The organism is Planomonospora sp. ID67723 (assembly GCF_015711605.1).
Lineage (GTDB): Bacteria > Actinomycetota > Actinomycetes > Streptosporangiales > Streptosporangiaceae > Planomonospora_A.
Window position 1 is genome coordinate 576301 of record NZ_JABTEZ010000004.1, and the last position, 24093, is coordinate 600393.

At 71.8% G+C, this 24093-nt stretch carries 27 protein-coding genes and 4 pseudogenes; 7 read left to right on the plus strand and 24 right to left on the minus strand.

What is annotated here, in order from left to right; all coding sequences use genetic code 11:
- Positions 1-233: 233 nt before the first annotated feature.
- Entirely contained in the window at positions 234-884 is a 651-nt protein-coding gene (locus HS041_RS29370; protein ID WP_230879843.1) for a TetR/AcrR family transcriptional regulator, read from the minus strand.
- Positions 881-1963, minus strand: coding sequence for a saccharopine dehydrogenase family protein (locus HS041_RS29375; protein WP_196444072.1), 1083 nt, complete (start codon positions 1961-1963; stop codon positions 881-883). Before HS041_RS29375 ends, HS041_RS29370 begins: the two co-directional genes overlap by 4 nt.
- Positions 1964-2121: 158 nt before the next feature.
- On the opposite strand from HS041_RS29375, the gene HS041_RS29380 reads away from it, so the two are divergent.
- The gene (locus tag HS041_RS29380) at positions 2122-2409 is read left to right on the plus strand and encodes a DUF4287 domain-containing protein (protein ID WP_196444073.1); all 288 of its coding nucleotides are present in this window, start codon (positions 2122-2124) and stop codon (positions 2407-2409) included.
- Positions 2410-2546: 137 nt separating this feature from the next.
- Positions 2547-2864, plus strand: a complete 318-nt coding sequence (locus HS041_RS29385) for a hypothetical protein (protein WP_196444074.1) — start codon at positions 2547-2549, stop codon at positions 2862-2864.
- A 93-nt stretch (positions 2865-2957) separates the two neighbouring features.
- Here the strand turns inward: HS041_RS29385 and HS041_RS29390 are convergent, their stop codons facing one another.
- On the minus strand, positions 2958-4004 hold the full coding sequence (locus HS041_RS29390; protein ID WP_230879844.1) for a saccharopine dehydrogenase family protein: 1047 nt from the start codon (positions 4002-4004) through the stop codon (positions 2958-2960).
- A 101-nt stretch (positions 4005-4105) separates the two neighbouring features.
- Here HS041_RS29390 and HS041_RS29395 point away from each other — a divergent pair, with 101 nt between their 5' ends.
- Positions 4106-5053, plus strand: coding sequence for a helix-turn-helix domain-containing protein (locus HS041_RS29395; protein WP_196444075.1), 948 nt, complete (start codon positions 4106-4108; stop codon positions 5051-5053).
- Positions 5054-5380: 327 nt separating this feature from the next.
- Here the strand turns inward: HS041_RS29395 and HS041_RS29400 are convergent, their stop codons facing one another.
- Positions 5381-6301, minus strand: a complete 921-nt coding sequence (locus tag HS041_RS29400; protein WP_196444076.1) for a LysR family transcriptional regulator — start codon at positions 6299-6301, stop codon at positions 5381-5383.
- A 92-nt stretch (positions 6302-6393) separates the two neighbouring features.
- On the opposite strand from HS041_RS29400, the gene HS041_RS29405 reads away from it, so the two are divergent.
- The gene (locus HS041_RS29405) at positions 6394-7395 is read left to right on the plus strand and encodes an SMP-30/gluconolactonase/LRE family protein (protein ID WP_196444077.1); all 1002 of its coding nucleotides are present in this window, start codon (positions 6394-6396) and stop codon (positions 7393-7395) included.
- A gap of 12 nt (positions 7396-7407) precedes the next feature.
- Here the strand turns inward: HS041_RS29405 and HS041_RS29410 are convergent, their stop codons facing one another.
- From HS041_RS29410 to HS041_RS29495, 20 genes and pseudogenes are all read right to left on the minus strand, one after another.
- A complete protein-coding gene (locus HS041_RS29410; RefSeq protein ID WP_230879845.1) occupies positions 7408-7629 on the minus strand; it encodes a hypothetical protein in 222 nt (73 codons plus the stop codon).
- A gap of 234 nt (positions 7630-7863) precedes the next feature.
- Entirely contained in the window at positions 7864-8457 is a 594-nt protein-coding gene (locus HS041_RS29415; protein WP_196444079.1) for a TIGR03086 family metal-binding protein, read from the minus strand.
- A 75-nt stretch (positions 8458-8532) separates the two neighbouring features.
- Complete coding sequence (locus HS041_RS29420; protein WP_196444080.1) at positions 8533-8979, minus strand: SRPBCC family protein; 447 nt, start codon at positions 8977-8979, stop codon at positions 8533-8535.
- Positions 8976-9320, minus strand: a complete 345-nt coding sequence (locus HS041_RS29425) for an ArsR/SmtB family transcription factor (protein WP_230879846.1) — start codon at positions 9318-9320, stop codon at positions 8976-8978. The genes HS041_RS29420 and HS041_RS29425 overlap by 4 nt, the downstream gene beginning before the upstream one ends.
- Positions 9321-9328: 8 nt before the next feature.
- Positions 9329-9703: a VOC family protein gene (locus tag HS041_RS29430; RefSeq protein WP_196444081.1), complete on the minus strand. Its 375-nt coding sequence runs from the start codon at positions 9701-9703 to the stop codon at positions 9329-9331.
- 248 nt (positions 9704-9951) lie between these two features.
- Positions 9952-10725 (minus strand): annotated as a pseudogene (locus HS041_RS29435) (transposase); the annotation flags it as partial.
- A 233-nt stretch (positions 10726-10958) separates the two neighbouring features.
- A pseudogene (locus tag HS041_RS38810) lies at positions 10959-11078 on the minus strand (IS630 family transposase); the annotation flags it as partial.
- A gap of 401 nt (positions 11079-11479) precedes the next feature.
- On the minus strand, positions 11480-12262 hold the full coding sequence (locus HS041_RS29440; protein ID WP_196444083.1) for a hypothetical protein: 783 nt from the start codon (positions 12260-12262) through the stop codon (positions 11480-11482).
- Positions 12259-12894 (minus strand): recombinase family protein, encoded by a 636-nt coding sequence (locus HS041_RS40545; protein ID WP_374058883.1) that lies wholly within the window; start codon positions 12892-12894, stop codon positions 12259-12261. Before HS041_RS40545 ends, HS041_RS29440 begins: the two co-directional genes overlap by 4 nt.
- Complete coding sequence (locus HS041_RS29450; RefSeq protein WP_230879847.1) at positions 12839-13693, minus strand: cytochrome c oxidase assembly protein; 855 nt, start codon at positions 13691-13693, stop codon at positions 12839-12841. Before HS041_RS29450 ends, HS041_RS40545 begins: the two co-directional genes overlap by 56 nt.
- The gene (locus HS041_RS29455) at positions 13690-14235 is read right to left on the minus strand and encodes a DUF2243 domain-containing protein (protein WP_196444084.1); all 546 of its coding nucleotides are present in this window, start codon (positions 14233-14235) and stop codon (positions 13690-13692) included. The genes HS041_RS29450 and HS041_RS29455 overlap by 4 nt, the downstream gene beginning before the upstream one ends.
- Before the next feature lie 125 nt (positions 14236-14360).
- On the minus strand, positions 14361-14807 hold the full coding sequence (locus HS041_RS29460; RefSeq protein ID WP_196444085.1) for a DUF302 domain-containing protein: 447 nt from the start codon (positions 14805-14807) through the stop codon (positions 14361-14363).
- Positions 14808-14926: 119 nt separating this feature from the next.
- Positions 14927-15709 (minus strand): annotated as a pseudogene (locus HS041_RS29465) (sulfite exporter TauE/SafE family protein).
- A 92-nt stretch (positions 15710-15801) separates the two neighbouring features.
- Positions 15802-16395, minus strand: coding sequence for a rhodanese-like domain-containing protein (locus HS041_RS29470; protein WP_196444086.1), 594 nt, complete (start codon positions 16393-16395; stop codon positions 15802-15804).
- Positions 16396-16491: 96 nt separating this feature from the next.
- Entirely contained in the window at positions 16492-17007 is a 516-nt protein-coding gene (locus HS041_RS38815; protein ID WP_230879848.1) for a rhodanese-like domain-containing protein, read from the minus strand.
- Entirely contained in the window at positions 16940-17890 is a 951-nt protein-coding gene (locus tag HS041_RS29475) for an MBL fold metallo-hydrolase (protein WP_230879849.1), read from the minus strand. Before HS041_RS29475 ends, HS041_RS38815 begins: the two co-directional genes overlap by 68 nt.
- Before the next feature lie 72 nt (positions 17891-17962).
- Complete coding sequence (locus HS041_RS29480; RefSeq protein WP_196444087.1) at positions 17963-18121, minus strand: rhodanese-like domain-containing protein; 159 nt, start codon at positions 18119-18121, stop codon at positions 17963-17965.
- A 116-nt stretch (positions 18122-18237) separates the two neighbouring features.
- The gene (locus tag HS041_RS29485) at positions 18238-18507 is read right to left on the minus strand and encodes a metal-sensitive transcriptional regulator (protein WP_196444374.1); all 270 of its coding nucleotides are present in this window, start codon (positions 18505-18507) and stop codon (positions 18238-18240) included.
- A 281-nt stretch (positions 18508-18788) separates the two neighbouring features.
- Positions 18789-19301: a hypothetical protein gene (locus HS041_RS29490; protein WP_196444088.1), complete on the minus strand. Its 513-nt coding sequence runs from the start codon at positions 19299-19301 to the stop codon at positions 18789-18791.
- Between the two features lie 289 nt (positions 19302-19590).
- Positions 19591-21054, minus strand: coding sequence for an alpha/beta hydrolase (locus tag HS041_RS29495; protein ID WP_196444089.1), 1464 nt, complete (start codon positions 21052-21054; stop codon positions 19591-19593).
- 117 nt (positions 21055-21171) lie between these two features.
- On the opposite strand from HS041_RS29495, the gene HS041_RS29500 reads away from it, so the two are divergent.
- The 3 genes and pseudogenes from HS041_RS29500 to HS041_RS38825 all read left to right on the plus strand — a co-directional run bounded on the left by HS041_RS29500 (position 21172) and on the right by HS041_RS38825 (position 23969).
- Positions 21172-22422 (plus strand): sensor histidine kinase, encoded by a 1251-nt coding sequence (locus HS041_RS29500; RefSeq protein ID WP_196444090.1) that lies wholly within the window; start codon positions 21172-21174, stop codon positions 22420-22422.
- Positions 22410-23051 (plus strand): response regulator transcription factor, encoded by a 642-nt coding sequence (locus HS041_RS29505; RefSeq protein WP_196444091.1) that lies wholly within the window; start codon positions 22410-22412, stop codon positions 23049-23051. Before HS041_RS29500 ends, HS041_RS29505 begins: the two co-directional genes overlap by 13 nt.
- A gap of 418 nt (positions 23052-23469) precedes the next feature.
- Positions 23470-23969 (plus strand): annotated as a pseudogene (locus HS041_RS38825) (Tn3 family transposase).
- Positions 23970-24093: the final 124 nt, after the last annotated feature.

A 24093-nucleotide genomic window follows, 5' to 3' on the forward strand; every position in this document is an offset into this window, starting at 1 on the left:
GGCAGATAGGCTTGGAAAAGATAACCGTTTCCTATCTCCATTACTGAAAGTAAATATCCGAACACGGTTTGTCAACACGTGGTCAGGATGAAAGCAGCCACACCCGCGGGGCGCCGCCGCCCCCGTGCGCCCGACACGAACCAGCGGGTCTGTGGGCTGGCGGCTACTTCGTCCTCGGCCCGATGGCGCCGGTGGCCGTCGTCTTCGGCGCGGGGCCGTGACCTGCGGTGCTCCTACTCCGATCCGGGAGGCCCGCTCCCGAGCAGTGCGGCGGCGGTCGTGAGGAGCTCGGCGTCGGTCCCGGCCGAGACGCTCGACGCGATGCCCGACCGGAAGAGGGCGGCGCCCTCGATCAGCATGACGAACGTCTCGGCGCGGGCCTGGCAGACCTGCGGCGTGAGGACGGGATCCCGCTGCTGCACGAAGGCGGCCACATGTCCCACGTAGTCGCGGTAGAAGGCGCGTACGGCGCCGGCCGCGGAGGCGTCGTGCGCGGCCAGGGCCCAGACCTCGGTGAACAGGCGGACGAGCCGGTCGTCCTGTTGCTGGGTGAGCAAGACCTGGATCAGCTGCACGGGCTCGTGGGACCGGACGCCGATCGCGTCCTGCGGGCCCATGAGGTCGGCCACCTGCCGCAGTGAGCGTTCCAGGACGCGGTTCAGCACCGCGTGGATCAGCTCGCCGCGGGTGGGGAAGTAGTGCTGCAGGTGCCCCAGGCGCACACCCGCCGCGGTGGCGACCGCGCGCAGGGACAGTTCGGCGTTTCCCCTGGTCACCAGGATGTGCTCGGTGACGTCGAGCAGGTTCTGCCGTCGGTTGTCTCCCTTGGCGGTCGACGCGGGGGAGGAGCGGTTCGCCAGCGGGCCCGGTCCGGCCGTCGTCATGCGGCTCGCTCCGCCGGCACGGGGGTGCCCTCGGTGACCGACACCCCCACGGACTCCAGGAAGGCGGGGACGTCCTGCGGGCGCGGGGTCATCTCCGGGAACACGAGCCCCCGCGGCGGGACGGCGCCGTCGGCGCCCAGGATCCTGCGCAGCGCCATCAGCGCCCCGACCGCCGTCAGGTGCGCCTGCCCGAAGGGGTCGGTGACGGTCGCCGCACGGGTTCCGGCCGGGCCGGTGACGTCGATCCGGAGCTGCGCGATCCCGCCCTCGCCGGCGGAGTGCAGCAGGGAACGGCGGAGCGACGTCCAGCGCTCGCCGCGTCCCCATCGGAAGAACCCCGACCGCTTGACGGCCAGGAGCGCCGAGGTCATGGCGGGGGAGCTGAAACCGATCCGGGTGGCCGCCGTGCTCACGCCGAGGGCGATCGGCAGGGTGAACTGTTCCGGTGTGTCGATCCGTGCCACCCGGGTGCGCGAGGAACCGATCGTGACGGTGCGGGTGTCGGTGAGCGGCGTGATCAGGCGCCGCCGCCCGGCTTCCACGATCTCGTACTCCAGGCCGAGCCGGTCCATGAACTCCACGGAGTCGGCTCCCGCCCGGTCCTTCAGATCCCAGCGCACCGCGATCTCGACCGTGTCGGCTCCGCCGGTCCGGGTGGCCAGTGCCGAGGCCATCAGGGGACTGACGCCGCCCATCCAGCTCGACGAGAGCAGTACGGGCGCGTCCGGGCGCAGCGTCGCGGCCACGGTCGCCGCCCGTTGCAGGCGGGCGGTCCACCGGGTGACGTCGGCGTAGGGGACCCCGGCCCGTACGGCGGCGCGCAGCACCCGGTCGTCGGGGTCGTTCACGACGCCGACGACGGCACGGATCCTCGCCGAGAACGGGGCGGGGTCGGACAGGTCCCAGCGGCGGACCGTCGCGCCGACCTCCCGCGCCAGGGCTTCGCCGCGCTCCGTCGTGCGGCCGGTCAGCAGCAGCGGCCAGGAGGGGGCCGCCAGCCTGGCCAGCTCGGCGCCGACCGTGCCGTACCCGCCCACCAGGAGCACGGGGCCCGCGGGATCGAACTGTAGATCGTCCATGGCCCCACTATAGGTCACTTGACCCATAATGTGACCGGTCCGACCCCGCCCCCGGGATGCACGCGCCTCGGTCTGATACGAGAGGGGCCCGCCGTTCGCGCGCAAGACCGTCTGTTGCGATACTCGGCGGCGACATCGCAGAGGGGAACAGGGCGCACATGTCTTTCCAGGCGTACTTGGACAACATCGAGGACAAGACCGGCCTGACTCCCCGTGAGTTCATCGCCCTGGCGGAGGAACGCGGCTTCGACGACCCGTCTACCAAGGCGGGACCGATCGTGGAGTGGCTGAAGCAGGACTATGACCTGGGACGCGGGCACGCGATGGCCCTGGTCCACGTGATCAAGAAGGGTCCGGAGATCGACGCCAAACACGTCGGCAGCTCCGGCTCCCACCGCGATGAATCCGACACACTCTGGCTGGACGGGAAGAACAACCGGCCCTGATGCGGAGAGACTGCCGGCCGGCCGCTACCCGGCTGCCGAAACGGCGTGCGCGCCGTGTTGCGGGACCGGCCGGAAGCTCGCGGCCCGGGATGGAGAGGGCTCACCACGGACCCGGAAAGGACGGTATGGACGCTCCCGTGTACTACCGGCAGCAGCTGGTCGGGTTCATCGAGGACTCGAAGGTGGACAACTTCCGGACCTACGGTCGTTGGCGGCCCGTCGCCTCCGCCTGGACGGCGGTGTTCCTCGAGGCCGTCCGGGCGGAGACGGAACCGGTGGTCGAGTTGTTCGAAACGGGAAAGGCGGCCGGCTACGTGACGGTCCTCGACGACGGAGAGATCGAGGTCGTGACGGTGCCGGCGATTCCGGAGGGCGCGCCGTTGTCGCCCGGCCGGCACTCCGATGGCCGCGATCACCTGCTTGACCCGGGTGAAGATCCGGTTCGGGTCATGTGAGCGAGCCAGGCGCCGCCGGAAGCAGGTGAGCAGTGACGCATCGAAGGCGGTGTCGTGCGGGCCCAGCCCGCAGGCGGCCTCCGGCGGGGCCGCTCAAGGGCGCAGTTCCAGGGAAATGTGCGGGGACAGCGCGCGGAGGAAGTCGAGGGCGTCGAAGATTTCACCGGCGGAGGCGACGCCGACGGTCTTGGTCCGTCCGGTGAGGATGCGGTCGACCGCTTCCACGACGAGGGGGGCGGTGACGGCGTAGATGTCCTGGCCGCCCGCCACGGCGCGCCGTTCGCCGCCGCCGGAGCGCACGACGACGTCGACGAGGAAGGTCTGCGCGGACCGCCCGAGCCGGTCGACCGCGGCCGGCTCGGGCGTGTCCGGGTCCGCCATGTCCCTGGCCGCCTCGATCGCCATGTAGGTGCACACCTCGGGGATGGACAGGTGGCTGGGAACGGTGACGACGTCGGCCATCGTGAACTCCCCGATGACGGCCCGGGTGCCCATCGGGTCAGGGAAGGTCCACTCCAGGGTGGGCGGGGCGTCAGCGCGGTACTCGAGCTGTCCGTTCGCGTAGCGGACGCGCCGGCCGCCCCGCCGTTCGCGGGAGACCGTACCCGCGGTGCGCGTCCCGGCGGTGGGGTGCCAGCCGCTCAGCCCGTACGCGATGTGCGCCTCGTCGGCCGCGCTCCAGTCGCCCATCGCCGCGGTGACCAGCAGGTCGCCGAGGCCGCCGTAGAAGGCCATCGCGGGGACGATCACCGCTCCTGCGGCGCGGGCGCGGTCCGTGAAGTGCGCGAACGTGTCGACGTTGGCCTCGATTTCGGCCGCCACGTCCACGTACGGGATCCCGGCGCGCAGCGCCGCCTCGATCACGGGGGCTGCCGTCGCGGCGAAGGGCCCGGCACAGTTGATCACGGCCGCCGTCCCGGCCAGTGCGCGATCGAGCGAGACCGGATCGTCGACCGACGCCGGCCGGGCCTCGAGTCCGGGATGGGACGCCGCCAACGCCTGCAGCTTGCCGGCGTCGCGGCCGGAGAGAACCGGGACGAACCCGCGCTCCCGCAGTTCTGCCACCACGAACCGCCCGGTGTGCCCGTACGCGCCGAACACCGCCACCGTCTGCCCCGATCCCATCTGCCCCGGTCCCATGGATTCCCTCCTGTGCTCGAATGATCCGCTGCGGACATCCTGGCGGGAACGGGCCGCCGACCGTGAGTGTCCGGAACGCCATGACTCGTACAATTCCGGACATGCGTTCTGTCGCACTGGCCGTCACCGACGGCATGCTGCACTTCGAACTGTCCCTGGCATACGAGGTCTTCGCCGCCGCCCCGGCCGGCGTAACGGTCCCCTGGTACGACGTCACCGTCTGCGGGCCGGCCGCCGTACGGGTCGGCCGGTTCCGGTTGGAGCCCGACCACGGCCTCGGCGAACTCTCGCGCGCCGACACCGTGATCGTCCCCGGATGGGCCGACGTCGACGAGGATCCACCCGCCGACCTGGTCGAGGCGGTGCGCGCGGCTCACGAGGCAGGCGCACGCGTGGCCTCCCTGTGCACGGGCGCGTTCGTGCTGGCCGCCGCCGGCCTGCTGGACGGGCGGCGCGCAACCACACACTGGGCGCACACCGAGGTCCTGGCCGCCCGCTACCCCCGGGTGCAGGTGGACCCGGACGTCCTGTACGTGGACAACGGCAGCCTGCTCACCTCCGCCGGAAAAGCCGCCGCCATGGACCTGTGCCTGCACCTCGTACGCCGCGACCACGGCTCCTCGATCGCCAACACGGTTGCCCGCCGCCTGGTCGTGCCGCCGCACCGGGACGGCGGCCAGGCCCAGTTCGTCACCACCCCGGTGCCGGCCCCGGACAACCACCCGCTCGCCGGCCTGTTCCCCTGGGTGATCGAACGGCTCGACCAGCCGCTGACCGTGACGGATCTGGCCCGCCAGGCGCGGATGAGCTCACGCAACCTGGGCCGCCACTTCAAGTCGGTGACCGGTACCACCCCGCTGCAATGGCTGCTGACTCAGCGGATCCGCCACGCCCAGGAGTTGCTGGAGACCACGAACGACAGCATCGACACCATCGCGGCGACCACCGGCATGGGCACCGCGACGACAATGCGCCGGCACTTCAACCGCACGGTCGGCGTACCCCCGGACGCCTACCGCCGCACCTTCCGCTCAACCATGAGCCCGTAGGCTACGGCCGACGGTCGCGGGATCCGAGCATGCCGGCAGGCACGGCTACCACAACACGCCGAATGGTGAATCGGGCGGAAGCTTTTCTCTCGGGGCCTATCGCAGGGATCGTCCGGCCTCACTGCTCGCCGCAGGGCTGTTCAGGTACGGGGCGCGTCCATGATGACGGCGACGCCGAGGAGGCAAGGACGCCGTCGCGGGCCCCGCCTTGCGTGAGCCGGTCGGCGGCAACGCCGTACGGTTCCCCGGCTGCTGAGAACGTGAAGCCGCCGTCGGCGCCGGCGGTCACCGCCATCACCTCCCCGAGGCCGGCGGGCGGCACCGGTGTCAGACGGGCAGACCGGTGGGGGCGGCTTCCAGCCAGCCGCGCTCACGCGCCGTCGCCTCCACGACACGGGTGAAGGCGGCACCGGCCGGAGGCAGGGCGTCGCGCCGCCAGACCAGTTCCAGGTCGGGGGCGGGCAGGTGGTCGGCGAGCGGGAGCACCACACCATCGGCCGTGGGCAGGGCACCGAGCGAACTCGGTACCAGCGCGAAACCCTTGCCGTCGGCGAGGCCGAGGTGGCGCCAGCCGAGCACCTCGCAGTCGTCCACCTCGAACTCCAGACCGGTACGTGCCAGGGCGGCCAGGAGCGCGCTGCGGTAGTCCGGCGCCACGTCACCGGGGACCAGGCGGAGCCGGCTGCCGTACAGGTCGGACAGGGCCGCCACCGGGCGGCCGGCGAGCGGGTGGGCGGTGCCGACGACCGCGACCAGCGGCTCCCGCCGGACGGTCTGCCGGGCGAGGCCGGGCCGCCGCGGGATCATCCGCCCCAGCACCAGATCGAACCGGCCCGCCCGCAGGCCGGCGTCGAGCTCGCCCGACCACGCCTCGCGCGCCTGAACGGTGACGCCCGGGTACGCCGCCCGCAACGCGGCGAGCAGTTCCGGCACCGTCTCGTGGGCGGCGCTCATGACCATCCCCAGGCGCACCGTGCCGGACTGGCCCTGCCCCGCCGCCCGCACCAGCTCGATCATCGAGTCGGCGTCGGCCAGCAGCCTCCGCGCGGACGCCACGAAGGCCTCGCCCGCCTCGGTGAGCCGGGTCGGGCGGCGGTGGAACAGCGGTACCCCGAGCCGGCGTTCCAGGTCGCGGATCTGCCTGCTCAGCGGAGGCTGGGCCATGCGCAGGCGTTCGGCGGCCCGCTGGAAACCGCCTTCTTCGGCGATCGTGACGACGTACCGCATGAGTCGCAGGTCGATCGACATACCGCCAGGGTATACCGGGATACCCAAAACGATCTTGTTGAGGTGTCGGTCCGGGCGCGAGGCTGGCTGCGATCGACTATCGAAGGGAAACCGTGCGTATCCACCGACTTCTCTCCCTGGCCGTGGCGGCCGTGGTGCTCGCCTCCTCCGCCGGGACCGCATCGGCGACGGCGACGGAGGCGGCGGGGGTGGCGGCCCAGGCCGACCGGCCCGGCGTCTACGTCCTGGCCGGCGACGACGCCTACCCCGAGGGCATCGCCCGCGATCCGAGGACGCCGTACTTCTACGTCGGCAGCGTGACCGACGGACGCATCTACCGCGGCGACGTCCGCTCGCCGCAGACCTCGGTGTGGCTACCCGGCAACGCCGCCGACGGCCGGACCACCGCCGGTGGGATGAAGGTCGACGCCGCCGGCCGCCTCATCGTCGCGGGCGGGGCGACCGGCTTCGTGTGGGTGTACGACACGCGGACCGGCGCCCTGCTGCACCGCTTCGCCACCGCCACGCCGAACTCGATGCTCAACGACGTCGCCGTGGCCGGGAACGGCGACGTCTACGTCACCGACTCGTTCCAGCCGACGATCTACCGCATCGGCGCCGCGGAGCTGCGGGGCGGCAGCGGGGCGACCGCACCGCTGCGGCCCTTCCTCGACCTGCGGGGAACGGACATCGTGTACACCGAGGGCTTCAACCTCAACGGCATCACCGTCACCCCGGACCAGCGATACCTCGTCGTCGCCGACTACAACGACGGAGTGCTGCACCGTGTCGATCTGCGGCGGCGCACCGTCAGGCCGATCGACCTGGGCGGCGCCCTGGTGCGCGGTGACGGCCTGCTCCTCCGCGGCCACACGCTCTACGCGGTCAGCAACGCCGACGGCGACGGCAACACCGTCAACGTGATACGGCTCGATGTCCGCTCCGGCCGGGGCAGACTGCTGGCGCGGGTCACCGATCCGAGGCTGCACGGCCCCTCCACGGCAGCGTTCGACGGCCGCGACCTGCTGGTGGTCAACTTCCAGTACGGAGCCACCAGCCCGGTGCTGCCGTACACAGTGGTGCGGCTGACCCCGGACCGCGGCCGGCTGGGCTGACCGGCGGGGGCGTCACCGGGTTCCGTTCCCCGGAACCCGGTGATGCTTCCCCGGCCACCGATGTCCGATGACGGACGAGCCGAGCATCCGGTAGCAGTGCAGGTGCAGTGCCCGGTGATGGGGTGAGAGCAGGGCGCCGAAGGCAGCCTGGTCGCTGACTCGCGCGCCCGCGAGCAGGACCTGCGGCTCGGCGCCGGTTGTTTCGGCTCCGCCCATGGCCGACAGCCTGAACACGGGCTCCGACAGAACCGGTGGATGAGAAACGGTGCCACGACACGCCGTCGTGCACCGTTCCGTCCGCCGCAGGACACCGCAGCCTGCCCGACCGCGAACTGGATCGTCCAGACGATGAGGGGCAACGTCCCCTGCGGGATGCCCGGCGTGAATGTGAACGGTTCTCCGGCCGGCACCGTATCCATCAGGTCCTGACCCGAACAGGTCCGCTGCGCACCGGGCGGGAGGGCCGTGTCAGGGGCGGCGGCCGGTGAAGTACAGGAACGCCGTCTGCGGATCGGCTCCCGCAGGGGGAGCGGTCTGCGGATGGAACGCCTCGGTCGCCTGGAGGGCGGCGTAGTGGGGGCGCAGCCTCTCGTGGGTTCTGGCGACGGCCTCGCGATCCAGGGTTTCGTCCCCGCCGACGGCGCGGGCGAGGTCCCAGGTGTGGACGAGCAGTTCCAGGGCCCCCACGACGTCGGCGGCCTGCTCGACCGGGACGGGCCCGATCGGGGTGAAGGGCAGGGGTGTGGCGGCCAGGCGCGGATCGGTGAGGATGTCCCGCAGCCCCGTCCGGACTTCGGCGTAGGCGGCGGCCAGGTCGGCGCCGGGCTCGACCGCCGGGGCGCCGGCCATGCCGGACACGCCCACGCCGTGCGAGGGCCGGGGCGCGGTGCCGCGTACGGCCGCGATGATGCCGCGGTGCCCGTTGATGACATGCGTCACGACGTCACGGGCGGTCCATCCCGCGCACGGGCTCGGGCGGTCCCAGCGATCGGCCGGTACGGCCCGCACGCGGGCCAGGAAGTCATCCGCGAGGCGGTCGAACCGGTCGGCGATTCCATACATGTGATGATCCGATCTTTGATGGGGAAAGGGGAAGGGGAAGGGGACGGCCGCCGCCTCCCGACGTGCGGTCCGGCTCTAGAGAGGGGCGAGGATCGCTTCCAGGTCGCGCAACACGGCCGAGCGCCAGCCGCCGCCCATGATCGTGCGGGCCCGCTGCTGCAGCGGGTTGTCCGGGTCGAATCCCTCGTGCAGGAGGAACAAGCGGGTGCCGGTGCCCTCCGGCTGCAGAGTCCAGGTGATCGTCCAACTGGCGTCGCCGCCGGGCTCGGCGTCACGCCAACCGATCTTGAGCATCGTGCCGGTCTCGTAGGCGAGCACCTCGGCCAGGACGGTGCCGGAAAAGCCGGTGGCGGGCATGGGGACGGCCCGCATGGTGTATCGGTGCCCGACCTGGAGCCGGAAGTCGCCGGGCATCAGCCACTGGGCGAGCAGGTCCGGCTCGGTCAGCGCCCGCCACACCGTGGCGGGCGGGTGCGCGAGGAACTGGTCGAGGTGCAGGATGGTCAGGTCGTCGTCGCTCATGACTCGTCGTCGTCCATCCGGTCGAGCAGGTCGCGCAGTCCGGTGAGCTTGTCGCGCCAGAATCGCTCGAAGGGGCTCAGCCACTGCTGCACCTCGTTCAGCGGCACCGCCTGCAGCTGATACAGCCGTTGCCGTCCCACTTTGCGTTCGGTGACCAGCCCGGCCTCCCGCAACACCCGCAGGTGCTCGGAAAAGCTCGGGCGGGCCATCGCGAAGTGTCCGGCCAGTTGCTGCACGGGCTGCGGCCCCTCCTGCCGGAGCAGCCGCAGCACCTCCCGGCGCACCGGACTGGCCAGCGCCGCGAAGACCCGGTCCTCGGAGATCCGTGGGGCGTTGTTCATGCCGGTTCTTAGAAGCCCGCGGGAACCGGCGCGGCCAGGATGAAGCCGTTGCCGTCGGGGTCGCGCAGGGTCGCCTGCCGTCCCCAGGGCAGGTCCACCGGGCCCTCCACCTGGGCCCCGGCCGCGGTCAGCCGGGCGCAGTCGGCCTGCAGGTCGGCGCTTTCCAGCATGATGCCCTGGGCGCTGCCCGGTGCGAACCCCTGGGCGGGGGCGGCCAGGGTGAAGCTGGTCTGCGCCCCGGCGGGCGCCACCTGCAGCCACCGCACCGGTCCCATCTGCCGGTCGGCGACGACTTCGAATCCGAGGGCGGTGACGTAGAAGTCCTTGGCCCGCTCCTGGTCGGAGACGGGCAGGGTGACGAATCGCGCGTGTGTGATGGTCATGCACCCACTATATGTAGGAAATTTCCTACCTGTCATGTCGATCTCGTTCCTGATGCGACCCCATGGTGCGGCGCCGTGCACTGAGCCTCGATCTGTTCAGCTGGTCCCAGTGGTCTCATCGGGGATGAGCTTGGGTGCAGATGCCCGCCGTACACCGGAAGCGGCGTAAGCCATTCCGCCGGTCCTCGCCCGGTCGCGTCCGCGGAGCGGTGTAAATGGCTCGACGAGGCAGGTACCGCGAGGGGATCTTAGGCAGCCTCGATGCCGGGTGCCAAGGCAGGGTCGTCGGTCGAGCGGAGCTGGGCGGGTGGATGCAGCAGGGCCCGGCGGAGGTCTTGCAGGATGCGCAGACCCGTGCTGGTCATGGTGAAGCCGCGCCAGCCCCGAGGGGCGCGATCGAGCACGGCCCATACGATTGAGACGCAGCTGCTCTCGCCGGGGAAGTGGCCGATGGCCTTGACGCGGCGGCGGGTCTCGCCGAAGGTCCGCTCGATGAAGGTGGAGTGCCGCACGCGCTTGTGGTGCTCGATCGGGAAGCGCAGGTAGGTGGTCAGGCTGTGGCGGTCGGTGAGCAGGTACGTGACCGCCGCCGGACAGCGGCCGCCCCAGACCTCGGCGAAGGCGTCGATGCGGGCCTGCGCCCAGTCCACGAGGTGCTGGCCGGGCTTGACGTTCTGGCCCGGTTCAGTGAGGTCGAAGATCTGCCGGTAGGCGGCCTTGACCTCGGCCTGATCGGTGGCGCTGACCTCGGCCGGTACGTGGCGGGCGCGATGAACCAGACACCTTTGGTGCAGTGAGTGCGAGACGCCCTGCTCGGCGGCGCTGATCAGGCCGGGCGCGCCGTCGGAGACGATGAGCAGCGGCGGCTTCAGGCCGCGGGCGGTCAGGTCGGGCAGGAAGTCGTGCCAGGCATCAGTGGATTCGGATCCGGCGGCGGCCAGGCCGACGAAGACCGGTTTACCGGCGGTGGTGATGCCCCAGGTGGCCAAGATCGGCTCGGCCCGGCTGCCGTTGTGCATCCTTTGGCCGGTTCACCACGGCAACCTACGCTCGTTCACTTTTACACCGCATCTCGGACGCGACCGGCCAGCAGACGTAAGGTGTTAGTCATGGTGGCGTCCTACCGAGCGATTCCGGTCTTCGTACTCCACCGGATCCTCCCGGGCATCGCGTTGACCGCATGACGGATATCGCTGAAGGCCGTCTTGCACAGGGAAGAGCATCCCGCCTCGCTTTGCGAGGCGGGATCGGGCATCTAGTGTCCTGAGTCGTTAATTCGATTCAAATATCCGGAGAGTCGTTCGAAGATCTCGTCTGCGGTCTTGGTCCAGACGAAGGGCTTGGGATCGTCATTCCAGGTCGCGATCCAGGCGCGGAAGCGCCAACGCCTGCGAGGAGGTGCGGCGCCGGGCCCGGCGGGTCGGCGTCATACGCTCGTCCTCGGTCAGTACCAGCTCGGCCTTCGGCCGTCCCGTCCTCGCTACCCCGCCGTCATGTCGAATATCAACCAATTTACGCAGCGAATCAGCGACTCAAGACACTAGGCGTGGGCTTCGGCGATCCTGATCCCGCGTACGATTTGGACCTGATCGAGTCGGTTTCCGCCCGGGTCAACTCGGCGGATTGGCGCCACAATGTGCTTGATTTCTGTACCTTCCAGCGGAGGCCTCAGCCCTTGGAAGCCGTCCCCGGGAGTCCCCTTGCTCCCTCTGCTGACGGATCTTGAATACCCTCGCTCCATGCCCTCCGCCAAACACCACCCTTGGGATCAATCATCTATTCCGTCTCGAACTCGGAGACGACGAAGTCCACGACTTCCTTGCCGCAGACTGTCTCCAGGGGCCCGAGCCTGCCGCCGTAGGCGGCCTTGACCGGGGCGAGGTCCTCGAAGGATTCGGTGATGTCGTTGCGGGTGGTCATGATCGCCGCGTACTCGTAGCTGTCCGGGTCGATCTCAGGCTTGGCGCCCACGTCGGTCATCCTGCCCGCGACCTGCTCGGCGGCCAGGGCGAAGGCGGACAGGGCCTGGTTGGCGCGCAGGACGGTCGAGGCGTGCTGGGTGGAGGCTCGGTAGGTCCCCGCGTTCACGTCTCCGACGAGATCCCTGAGCGTGTCGGCCGCCTGGGTGGAGTTGTGCAGGTCGGCGTGGTAGGCGAGCGTGCTGAGCCGGTTGAAGAACTCGTAGAAGGCCAGGACGTGCAGCTCGAACTCGTGTAGGGCGATGGCCGCGAGTACTCCGGCCGAGGTGGCCTTGGCCGAGTTGATCCAGACGTTGACCTGGGCGCTGTGCAGCTTGGCTGCCCATTCGACAAGCCTGGCCGGATCAGGACCCTGGGAGATCATCGTGGCGTACGGCTGGTTCGTGCCCTCTTCGTACAGGGCACAGTAGGTCCAGCCGGACACGTCATCGAGGCCCTGCTGGGGCGGATTGCCCGAGCACTCGAAGTGGACCGAGAACCCGGTCGCCTCCTTGACGGAGGCGACCTTGTCCGCCTCGATGCTGTAGGTCCTCACCACCGTGATGGCCGCCTGGGCGGCGCCGTTGGCCGTGAACGTCATCGTGGCTCCTCTGCGACGGGCACTGATCCTCCGTCCGCGCCCTCGCCCCGGCAACCTGCCGGTGAGCCACAAGAACGTGGCCCCACCACCCACGTCCCAGGGCCGAGGCACTGCCACCAGACGCAGCTTGCGGAGGTCCTGAAGTCGTACGGCTCGGCCACCGACCCGAGCAGATCGACCTGCCGGACGGTCCAGTCCACCTCCGCTTCCGGCAGCGCCCGCTGGACCCGTACGGTCCGCATCAGCTTGTAGGCGTGCTGGCGGACCATTCCCCACCGCTCGGCCACGTAGTCGCTGTATGAGCTGTGGCCGTACAGCTCATACAGCCGCCCGTCGCGGATCTCCGCCAGCGCCCGCCCGGCCGTGGCCACCCAATACCGGTCGAGTTTGCGGGCCGCGGTCTCGACGGCCTCCTTCGCGCCGCCGATTAGGCCCGCGGCCAGGCCCTCGCGTGTGCCGGCGACGATGCGCTCGCGGATGAACTCGGCCAGCGCGGCGAAGACGTGGAAGACCAGCCGCCCGCACGGGGTGGTGGTGTCGAGGTTCTCGTGCAGCGAGGTGAAGCCGATGCGGATCTCACTGGGGCGGGCCGGGCGCTGAGGCGCGGGGGAAAGCCGGTGTGATCGACTCACCGGCCGGGGAGTTGGAGCGGTGCTGTTCCGGCCGGGGGCGGCGCGGCCGCCATGTGGCCAACAGCGCCAAAGCGAGCAGCAGTTCGGCGATGTCGCCTCCGTAGTACATCAGCTCGGCGCCGCCGCGTCGCTGCTCGGCCGGGACCGGCAGGTCGATGAACAGCCCGGCGTACATCAGCTGTGACAGCACGGCGTGGGTGGTGATGGCCGCCCCGAGCACGACCAGCCGGAACGGCACCGAGGGAGGATGCGGGGCCGGGTCCACTCCGGCGATCACCCAGGCGAACAGGTAGCCCGCAGCCAGGAAGTGGACGTGCACCAGGTGGTGCGCCCAGGGCGTGGTGGCGGTCAGCGCGTACAGCGGGGTGGCATACAGCGCGATCAGGCCGCCTGCGGTGAGCAGCAGCGCGGTGACCGGATGGGCGAGCAGACGGGCCGGGCGGCTGCGCAGGGCGCGGCCGAGGCGCCGGCCCCAGGAGGTGGGCAGCGTGCCCAGTAGCAAGGTGATCGGGGCGGCCAGCGCCAGGGCCAGCGGGGCGAGCATGCCGATCAGCAGGTGCTGCAGCATGTGGCCGCGAAAGTCACTTTCGGCGAAGGGCAGCAGATCCGGGCCGGTGGCCCAGGCCAGCAGGGCGCAGCCGGTCAAAAAGGATCTGCTGCGCCGCCGACTCCAGGCCCGCCCGGCGCGGCGGCGCCGGGCGGCCAGCAGCAGGTAGCCGCCGGCCACCGCGGCCAGGGCGGCCACCGGCAGCCACGCGCCCGGCCCGGCGTGCGCGTGGGCGGAGGGCAGGGCGGTCATCGCGCTGGACCGGTCGCGGTGGCCGCCGGCGCCGCGCTGCGCTGCAGCAGGTAGCCGCCGGCCACCAGCAGCGCGCCCAGCGCCAAAAAGCCCAGGTCCCAGGCCAGCTGACCGGGGCCGGTGCGCACATGGTGGATGCCCAGCAGGTGGTGGTCGATGACGCCTTCGACCAGATTGAACAGCCCCCAGCCGACCAGCACCCAGCCCCACAGCACCCGGGAGGCCCAGACGCGGCCGCGGGCATGGGTGACACGGGAGTACAGCAGCGCCAAGCCGGTCAGTACCGCCAGCCAGGTGAAGGTGTGAAACAGCCCGTCCCACAGGGTGTTGATCTGCAGGCCGTGCACGGTGGTGGCCGGATAGGGGGCCAGCCCGATGTTGTCGGTGCCGGTGCTGGTGAGCATGTGGTGCCACTGCAGGATCTGGTGCAGCAGAATGCCGTCGACGAACCCGCCGAGCCCGATGCCCAAGACGATGCCGGGCAGGGCGATGCCGGGCGGGTGCCGGCGTTGCGCGGGCGATGAGTCTGCGTGCTGGGCCATCAGGGGTTCCCCTCTCCAGCTCTCCTGTGAACCGTGATGAGCGGTGGTGATGTGCTTGCAGCGGCCATGCCCGCCGGGAGGGGAGTCAATCCCGGCACCCCGCGGTGACGGTAGGGGCGGGCCGTTCAGGCGGGGCGGCTGCGCCGGGCGGGGTCAGGCCTGCGGCATGGTGAGGGCCCGCAGGGCCCGCGCAGCCGCGCGTCGGCGTCGGCGTCGGAGGCGACTTCGGCCACCTGCGGGGCGCCGGTCAGGGTGCCCATGATCCGGGCGTCGACGGCCTGCACCGTGGTGGCGTCGGCGCCGGGGGCCCGGCGGACGACGACGTTGCACGGCAGCAGCAGGCCCAGCTCGGCCTCACCGCCCAGGGCCTGGTGGGCCAGCTGCGGGTTGCAGGCGCCCAGGATGAGGTAGTCACCGGTCGCGGCGGCCTCGGGCCCGAGTCTGCCGGCGAAGGCGGCGCGGATGTCGATCTCGCTGACGATGCCGAACCCGTGCTCGGCCAGGTCCTGGCGGGTGGCTGCCACCGCTTCGTCGAAGGGCGCCGTCACGGTGATGGTATGGGCGTAGCCCATCGGCTGCTCCTGGCCGTAAAAGTCTTCTCACCAGGGAGGATGCCCGGCGCGCGTGCGCCAACCCCCCGCCCGCCGCGGGTTCGGCCGGTCGCGGAGCGCACGGCCCGGCCGGGGCCGGATCAGCCGCTCAGGGCGGCCGGGTTGACCGGCTCCTGGACGGCGACGAAGGCCGCTACGGCGAAGACGAGGTAGGCGAACCAGCGGCGCAGCCGTACCGCCTCCAGGCGGCGGCCCAGCCGGGCAGCGGCCAGCGACCCGGCCATCGCCGCGGTGGTGAAGGAGGCGATGACGCCGTAGTCCAGCACCGCGTCCCCGGCGTGGGCCGCGAACCCGGCGGCCGCGTTGACGACCACGATCAGCAGCGAGGTGCCGACCGCGGCCGTCATCGGCAGCCCCAGGCCGAGCACCAGGGCCGGGATGATCAAAAAGCCGCCGCCGACGCCGAACAGGCCGGTCAAAGCGCCCACGACCGCGCCCGCGACGATGCTCTTGGGCAGGCAACTGCGCTAGTTGACCCCGCCGCCGGGCAGCGCGCACGCCCCGCCCACGGCGGTCTGCTCGGCCAGCATCCGCCAGCCGGCCACCACCATGAGGGCGGCGAACCCGATCAGGACCGCCTGCGGCGGCAGCAGCCGGCCCAGGGCGGCGCCGGCGAAGGCGGCCGCCGCGCCGGCGCCGCCGAAGACGGCGGCGATGCGCCAACGCACCTGGCGGGCGCGGATGCGGGGCAGGACGGCGGTGGCCGAGGAGATGCCCACCACCAGCAGGGAGGCCGGAATCGCCGAGGCCAGCGGCAGGCCGGCGCCGTAGACGAGGGCGGGAACCGCCAGGATGGAGCCGCCGCCGCCCAGCAGTCCGAGCAGGATGCCGATCACGGCGCCGAGGCCGAGTGCACTCAGCATCGCCGTCTCCGTTCAGTCGCTTCGGTCGGTTCGGTCGGCCGGGGCCGGGCGGCGCGTCCGGTCGGTCAGGGGCCGGGGCGCGCCGTCCCGGCTCATTTGCGCTCGTCGGCCAGGGCGCCCAGCACGGTGGTGATGTCGGTGTGCGGGCCGCGGTTGTAGGGGAGCTTGGCCAGGGCCATGCCCATGGCGCAGGTGCCCGACAGGGCGGCGAAGGTCAGCCCGCCGCCGATGGCCGCGGCGACCCACTTGGCTCGGGGGATCACCGTGCTGGTCAGCAGCGAGCCCAGCACGATGGAGCCGGCGACCAGGCGAACCTGGCGCTCCAGCTCCCAGCGGGGCCTGCCGGTGGCAACCGGGGCTCCGGCGGCCTGCCAGGCGGTGATCCCGCCGGACAGGACGCGCAGGTTGGGCAGGCCCGCACTCGCCAGGGCCTGCTCGGCCGCTTGGGCGCGCTGGCCGGAGCGGCAGATGAGCACGACCTGCTCGTCCAGGTGGGGGCGCAGTTCGTCGCGGTGCTCGCGCAGCACATCCAGCGGCACGTTGCAGGAGCCGGGGATGTGGGCGGTCTCGAACTCGCCGGGGGTGCGCACGTCGATCAGCCGGGGCGGCTCGCCGGATTCCAGGAGCCGCCGCAGGACGGCGGTGTCCAGGGCGGCGGGGGCTTTCGGGGTGTCGGCGGCGGTCATGCGGTCTCCTTGTCGAGAGGTCAGGGCGGTCGGCCGGTTGCGGGCGGCGGCCGCCGGACGGCGGCCGCCTTCCCCGGGGGCGGTTTTTGCGGAGGGTCACCTCGCGGGGGCGGTGAGGGTCAGGCCGGCGTCACTGGCGCCTGCATAGGCGTCGTCGATGTGCACCACCGTCCGTCCGGCCCGGGCCAGCAGGCTGCCGGCGGCGGCGGCCCGGTAGCCGGAGCCGCAGTGCACCCACACCGTCCCGTCCGGCACCTCGGCCAGCCGTGCGGGCAGCTCGGGCAGCGGGATGTGGGTGGCACCCTCGAGGTGCCCGGAGCGCCACTCGCCTGTCATGCGCACGTCCAGTACGACGTCCGGGGCGGGCAGGTCACGGACGGTACGGCCGGCGCGGGCGGCGGCCAGGTCGGTGAACGTGGCCACCGTCAGCTCGCCCAGCCGGGCCGCGTCTTCGCCGGTCCACTGCTCGGGGGTGCCGGTCGCGGCGGCGGCGGGGCGGTCGATGCCGATGCGCGCCAGTTCGCGCTGGGCGGCGGCGACCTGCTCAGGGCTGTCGCCCAGCAGCGTGATGGGCGCGCCCCAGGGGGCCGTCCAGGCCAGCCAGGTCGCCATGGGCCCGTCCAGGCCGAAGCTCAGAGTGCCGGTCAGGTGGCGGTGGGCGAAGGCTTTGCGTGAGCGCAGGTCCACCACCCATTCGCCGGCCTCGATCCGCTCCCGTAGCTGTCCGGCGTCGGCCGCCTGCACGGGGGGTGAGGTCGATCAGATCGGCGCCGGCGCTGTTGCGTGCGCCCATGTGGGCGTAGTAGGCGGGGTAGGCGTCCAGCCCGGCCAGCGTCTGGGTGACGAAGGCGTCGGCCTCCAGCCGCAGTGCCGGGTTGGCGTCCTTCTCTCTGCCGATGGTGGAGGCCGGGGCGTCGGACTGGGTGGCCGAGCAGAAACTGCCGAAGCCGTGGGTGGGCCAGATGTGCGCGCCGTCGGGCAGCAGGTCGGCCAGGCGGCGCGCCGAAGCGTGCTGGTGACGGGCCAGGGTGTGGGTGTGCTGGTGGCCGAGCAGGTCGGTGCGGCCGGTGGTGCCGAACAGCAGCGAGCCGCCGGTGAACACGCCCTCGGGTCCTGCGGGGCCGGTCAGGACGTAGGACAGGTGGTGGAAGGTGTGTCCCGGGGTGGCCACGACGGAGAGGCGCATCGTCTCGGAGACGGTGAGCTCGTCGCCGTCGATCGCGGGCGTGTGCTCGAAGCCGACGGCATCGGCGCCGGCGACCAGGTAGGCCGCACCGGCGACCTTGGCCAGGGCCAGGCCGCCGGAGACGTAGTCGTTGTGCAGGTGGGTCTCGGCCACGTGCGTGATGCGCACGCCGAGCCGTCCGGCCAGGGCCAGGATCCGGTCGATGTCGCGCTGCGGGTCGACCACCAGCGCAACGCGGCCGTCGTGGGCCAGGTAGCTGCGGTCGCCCAGGGAGGAGGTCTCCACCACCTCGACGTGGATCGTGCTCATCGTCGTTGCCGCCTTCACGTCGTCGGAATCAGGAACAGGTCGTCGGTGTCGGTTGCGGGATGTGCGGGGGCGTCAGCGGCCGTGCTGCAGCGGCAGGCCGGCCCGCTGCCAGGCATCGGTGCCGCCGGCCAGGGAGCGCACCCGCGCCCCGGCGCTGTGCAGGGCCTGCGCGGCGGTGCCGGTCCGGTCGTCGCGCCGCAGCTCGGCAACGGTCATCTCACGGATCGTCATCAGGTCACTCCTCAGCGAATATACCCGGGGGGGTATGCGATGGGCAGAGAAAAGCCCTGATCGCGGCATGGTTCCCGCTCACCGGCCCGGCAAGCGGGGATACCGTGCGCGTCGGGTCAGGACAGGGCCAAGAACAGCTTCTCCAGCCGCTCGGGGCTGATCGGCGGCTCCTCGCCGCGCTCGCGCGCCACCTGGCACTGCTGCAGGCCGGTCGAGATGATCTTGAATCCGGCCCGGTCCAGCGCCTTGGACACCGCCGCCAGCTGGGTCAGCACCCGCTCGCAGTCCTCGGCGTTCTCGATCATCGCGATCACCCCGCCCAGCTGGCCGTGGGCCCGCCTGAGCCGGGTGAGCGCATCGGCCAAGACGATCGCGTCCATCTCCATGGTCTCCACCTCAAGATCCAGTGTGCCGCCGGGGTGCATGAGTGCAGGCGGCCTTTTCTTCCACGGAAGCGGTCCGCCGCTCACTCCTCCTCAACAGATACCCCCCCAGGTATATTCCAGGCGGTGGGCGCGCCGCCCGGTGTCAAAGCCCGCGGGCATGGGAGATCGCGGCGCAGCCCAGACGCGGTGAGCTGGCCAGGCCGCTGATCCACAGGGCCGAGCCTCGGTAAGACCTTCTGTCCTTCGAGACGGGCGGCGCGGGGCGATGAAGCGGGAAGCCGTCAAGCCTTCGGGTGCGGGGAGCGATCTCCGGCGCCGGTCGCCACCCGGCCGGTGGCGCTGTCCGACCCTCGGCCGGGGGGTTCTTCCGCATCAGGGTGGCCAGATGCGCGTGACAGGGCAGATGCCCGCAGGTGCCATCGCCGGGGCTCGGCCAGCGGGGTGGAGGTGATCAGGCGCTTTGCCGGGTGCGCCAGCGCGCGAGGATTTCTTGATCGGCCGCGGGTTCGGACGCCGGCGGTGCGCTCCCAGGACCCGGCCTGGATCGGCAGCGCCACCCCGCGCAGCCCCTCAAAACCGGGCAGGTCCGGCACTGCCCCGGGGCCGATGATGATGCCGCCGGTCAGGTGGGCGGCCAGGCGGGTGGCCAGCGCCTGGGGCAGCGCCGCCACTGTCATGATCGCAAGCAAGGACTCGGCCGGCGGGAAGGCGTCGGCATCCCAGTGGCGCTGCAGCCGCGACTCCAGCGGGCCCACGTGCAGCCATCCGGGCCGTCCCCTGCTGCGCTCGGTCACCGCTGCCCGGGTCTCCCTATGCTCTTGCCCGCCCAGCCGGGCGCGGCTGCTGTGCGGACTCCTGGTGATCAGCTGGACTATAGCCGCCGCGCAGTCGGCCATGTGCGCAGATCGAGCGAGCCGCCGTATCGGCTCCGTCACGGGGATCCGCCCCTGGTGAAGGGGAGCGGCGGACCCGCAGGACCGCACGGACCAGAGGATGCAGTTGGATGATCTGCTCTGTCAGGACGAGCAGCAGGCTGTGGGAGCGCAACGTGCGGGAGTCAGTCGGCGGTGGTGAAGGCACAACTCAGCGCCCGCACGTGAGACGGCCCTCGGTGGGGACGCGCAGGCGCAACAGGTAGTCGTCGACCGCCCGCCGGGTGCAGGCCGTACGCTGGTAGGCGCTGTGGCCCGCGCCCTCGTAGGTCACCAGCGCCGCACCCCGACCGAGCTGCCGGCGGACGCCGACCGCCCACGCGTGCCCGGTCGCCGGGTCGTGACGCGCGTTGACCAGCAGGATCGGGGGAGTGCCCGCCGGCACCTTCAGCCGGTGCTGGGGGTTGCGCGGCTCGACCGGCCACAGGGCGCAGGTCAGTGCGAACGCCTGGGTGTCGGGCTGGGTACGCATGTGGGGCGCGACCCGGCGCATCTTCGCGGCATGGGCGGCGAACCGCCGGTGGTCGGAGATCGTCAGCCGCCAGTCCTGGCAGGCGGCAGGGGCCGGATGTTCGATCTCCCGAACCTCCGGACCCGGCTGGCCGCGTACGACGCCGCGCGGTCCCGGCCTCCCCGACTGCAACGAGGCGATCCGCTCGGCCAGCCAGGAGTAGTCCGGCCCCATGAGGCCGCCCAGATGCGCCTCCGTGGCCAGGTCGTACGCGCTCAGCACGCGGCCAGCCAGGGCGGGATCGCGCAGCGTGCCCAGGTCCGCCCGGGCCATCAGCCCGTCCCAGATCCGCAGGACGTCCCTGCCGTGCAGCGCACACGCCCGCTCGCGGGCGCACCAGCGGGCGAACGCCAAAAACGCCTCCTCGGCGTTGGCCGCCTGGCTCACCAGGAAGCGGCCGGTGGGCAGGCTGTGGTCGAGGACGCCATCCAGCGACATCGCCCGGAGGTTACGCCCGAACAGCTCCGCGTAATGTTGCCCGGGCAGTGTTCCCGCGGACACGCCGTGGTAGCTGATCGTGCGCTCGCTGAGCGCGACCCGTACGGCCTCGAGGTCCCGAGCGACGCTGACCGCGTCGAGGTGATCGGCCACCGGTCCGGTGCGGCGTCGGCAGTCGGCGGCCAGCTCGGCGGCGTACGTCCGGAGCCGGTCGAAGTCGGCCTGGTCACGCGGTGTGGGCAGGGGCTCGCGCCGGACGATGTCGGCCGAGCACCGCACCGGGGAGCTGCGTCCCACGCCGCGCGGGTCGAACCCCACGATGTCGAATCTCGCCAGGATCTCCTTGCTGAAGTACGTGCTCGCCTCGCCCTGGACGAAATCGGTGCCCGGCCCGCCGCCGATGTTCACCGCCAGGACGCCGACGCGCCGCCCGGGCTCTGCTGCCTTGAGCCGGGCCACCGCCAGGCCGAACCTCGCCCCGCCCGAGCGGCCCCAGTCGATCGGGATCTGCAGCTCACCGCATTCGACGGCCCGGTTGGCCGCACACGGCGCCCACGCGATCTTCGGCTCCGCTGCCGCGCCGCGGCCCGGAAGCACGCTACCGCCCGGGAATGCGAGCACAGCGCCCGTGAGCACCGCACCCGCCTTGTGCGCAAATCCCATCATGTAGCTCCTCCTTCGTGAGGTGTCGAAAGCCCATCCAAGGCGGTGCGGCGGGCGGGCACAGGAGTCTCCGCACCCAGTTCCGGGGGTGGGCAGGCTCTACCTCGTACAGTGGCGGCCATGGAAATGGCAGAGGCGCTGCGCGGGGCTCCCCTGCGCTTCGTCGCGTCCCCCTGGCCGCTGCGCACCGCCGCCTACGTACTCACCGGCGTGGTCAGCGGCCTGCTGGCCCTGGCGTGGGTTCCGGTGGCCCTGGTGGCGGGCGCGTACGTGCTCACGCCGCTGCTGACGTCCCCACTCGCGGCGGCCGAGCGGCGGCGCGTCGCACTCCTCGGCCTGCCCGCGCTGCCCGACCCGCACCGCATCCCGGACCATGCCGGGCTCGCCGCCTGGCTGAGGGCTCAGCACACCGACGCGGCCACCTGGCGGGAGCTGGCCTACCTGGTGCTGCACGGCAGCGTGCTCCTGGCAGTGAACGTCGTGGCGCTGCTGCTCGGCTCAGCCCCTGCGCTGGTCTACCTGAGCGGCGTCGCCAACCTCGCGACCTCGCAGCCCGACGGACCGGCGTCCGCCACGCCCGCGATGCGGGCCGACACCGCCGACGGCCAGGTGTTTGCGCTGGTCGGCGGTGCTGCGCTAGCCGTGCTTGGCACCGCCGTCCTCCTCGCCTACGCGACGGCCCTCGCCGCGCTGGCCCACGGCGCGCTCGCCCGCCTCCTGCTCTCCCCAGGCGATGAGGCTCGCGTCCGCTCGCTGACCAGCTCCCGCGTCCGCCTCATCGACGCCTTCGAGTCGGAACGCCGCCGCATCGAGCGCGACCTGCACGACGGCGCCCAGCAGCGGCTCCTGCGGCTCGGCATGACGCTCGTCACGGCCCAGCTCGAACTCGACCACGACCCCGAGGCTGCCCGCCCCCTGCTCGCCCAGGCGGCCGACGAGGCCAAAGCCGCGCTCTTTGAGCTGCGCGAGCTGGTCCACGGCATCCATCCCCGGGTGCTCACCGACCTGGGCTTGCGCGCCGCCGTCACCGACCTCGCGGCGGGCCTGACCGTGCCGGTGACCGTGGCGATGGACGTACCGGAACGATTACCGGCGCCGGTGGAGTCTACGGCGTACTTCGTCGTCGCCGAGGCTCTGACCAACGCGGCCCGGCACGCCGCCGCCACCAAGATCACGGTGACCGGCTCGGCCACCGCCGACACCCTGACCATCGTCGTAGGCGACAACGGCAAGGGCGGCGCGGACCCGGCGCGCGGCACCGGCCTGGCCGGACTGGCCGACCGGGTCGACGCCCTGGCCGGCACCATCACGTTGACCAGCCCGCCCGGCGGGCCCACGACCCTGCGCCTGGAGCTGCCATGCTCCGCATAGTGCTCGCTGAGGACGCGTTACTGCTGCGCGAGGGGCTGGCCGCGCTGCTGGCCCGCTTCGGCCACGAGGTGGTAGCCGCCGCCGGCGATCCGGATGCGATGTCCGCCGCCGTCGCCGAGCAGTCCCCCGACATCGTGGTCACCGACGTACGCATGCCGCCTACCTTCACCGACGAGGGCCTGCGCGCCGCTGTCGCCCTCCGCCACGCCCACCCCGGCCTCCCCGTCCTGATCCTCAGCCAGTACGTGGCCACCGCCTACGCCGCCAAGCTCCTGGAGTCCACGAACGACGGCGGCATCGGTTACCTGCTGAAGGACCGCATCCTTGAGGTGCGCGAGTTCGTCGACGGCGTCGAACGGGTCGCCGCCGGCGGCTGCGTCATCGACCCCGAGGTCGTCCGCCGCCTCCTCACCCACCACCCGCTGACCCGCCTCACGCCCCGCGAACGCGAGATCCTCGCCCTCATGGCGCAGGGCCGCTCCAACATGGCGATCGCCAACGAGCTGAGGGTGAGCGAGAAGGTGGTCAGCAAACACATCAACGCCATCTTCACCAAACTGGACCTCCCGCCCACGGTCACCGACGACCACCGCCGTGTCCGCGCCGTCCTGATGTACCTCCGCGCCTGATCCCGCCCCGAACCTCGCCTCACCGGCGCCCGCACCCAGGCCGACCGCGACGCCGCCGAGGCGCACGAGCGCGCCGAGACCGCAATCGCCTCCGAGCTCAAAGCTCTACGGGATCTGGGCACCGAGCAGGCCGCGCGAACCGGCGCCGAGACGGCCCGGGACGCGGCCCTGGCCGTGCAAGATGAGCTGGCCGAACAGGTCACCACCGCCACTCGGCTGAGCGAGAAGCTGGCGGCGGCCACCGACCGCGCCGCCCACGCCGCGGCCCAGGACACCACCGACCAGGCCTCCGATCCGGACATGGTGTCCGGGATCTTCGCGATGCTCGGGTACCGGTTCGCGCCCCGCTTCGCCGACCTGGGCGACCAGCGGTTTCCGGCGGGCCGACCTGCCCACCGCAGACGACGGCCGCCCGCCGGTGTCCGGCTACGGCCTGCTGGGGCAGGCGTTCGCCGAGTACGGCCGGATCGACAAGACTCTGCACCTGCTGAACATCTTGGACCCGATCGACAACACCTGCCGGCGTACCCTGGGCCGCCAGCTGTCGATCCAGGAGTCGCGGCACCGGCTCGCGCGGAGATCTGCCATGGCGGAGGCGGGAAGATCCGCCAGGCCTACTGGGAGGGCCAGGAAGATCAACTAGCCGCGCTCGAGCTGGTCGTCAACGCCGTGGTGCTGTGGAATTCCACGTACGTGTCGGCGATCGCCGATCACCTGCGGGCGGTCGGCTGGACCTCCACCGAAGGCATCGGCGTCACCGATGAGCACGTGGCCCGGCTGTCCCCGCTGGGTCATGCCCACCTCGATTGCCTAGGTCGTTACGCTATCGCGCCCTCGGGACCGGGACCGGGACCGGGACAGAGGCTGCGGCCCCTGCGGACGGCAGCGGGCGGGCCGGGCGGGCAGGAGGACGACTGATCGCCGCGTTCGTGACGCACTCATTCGTCTGGGACTTCCCGGTTTCGGGTCGATGTCACGGCGAGTAGTTCCCTGCCGGTGCCGATCCGCTCTCGTGGTCGTGAGCTGTCCGAAGGCCGGTGGA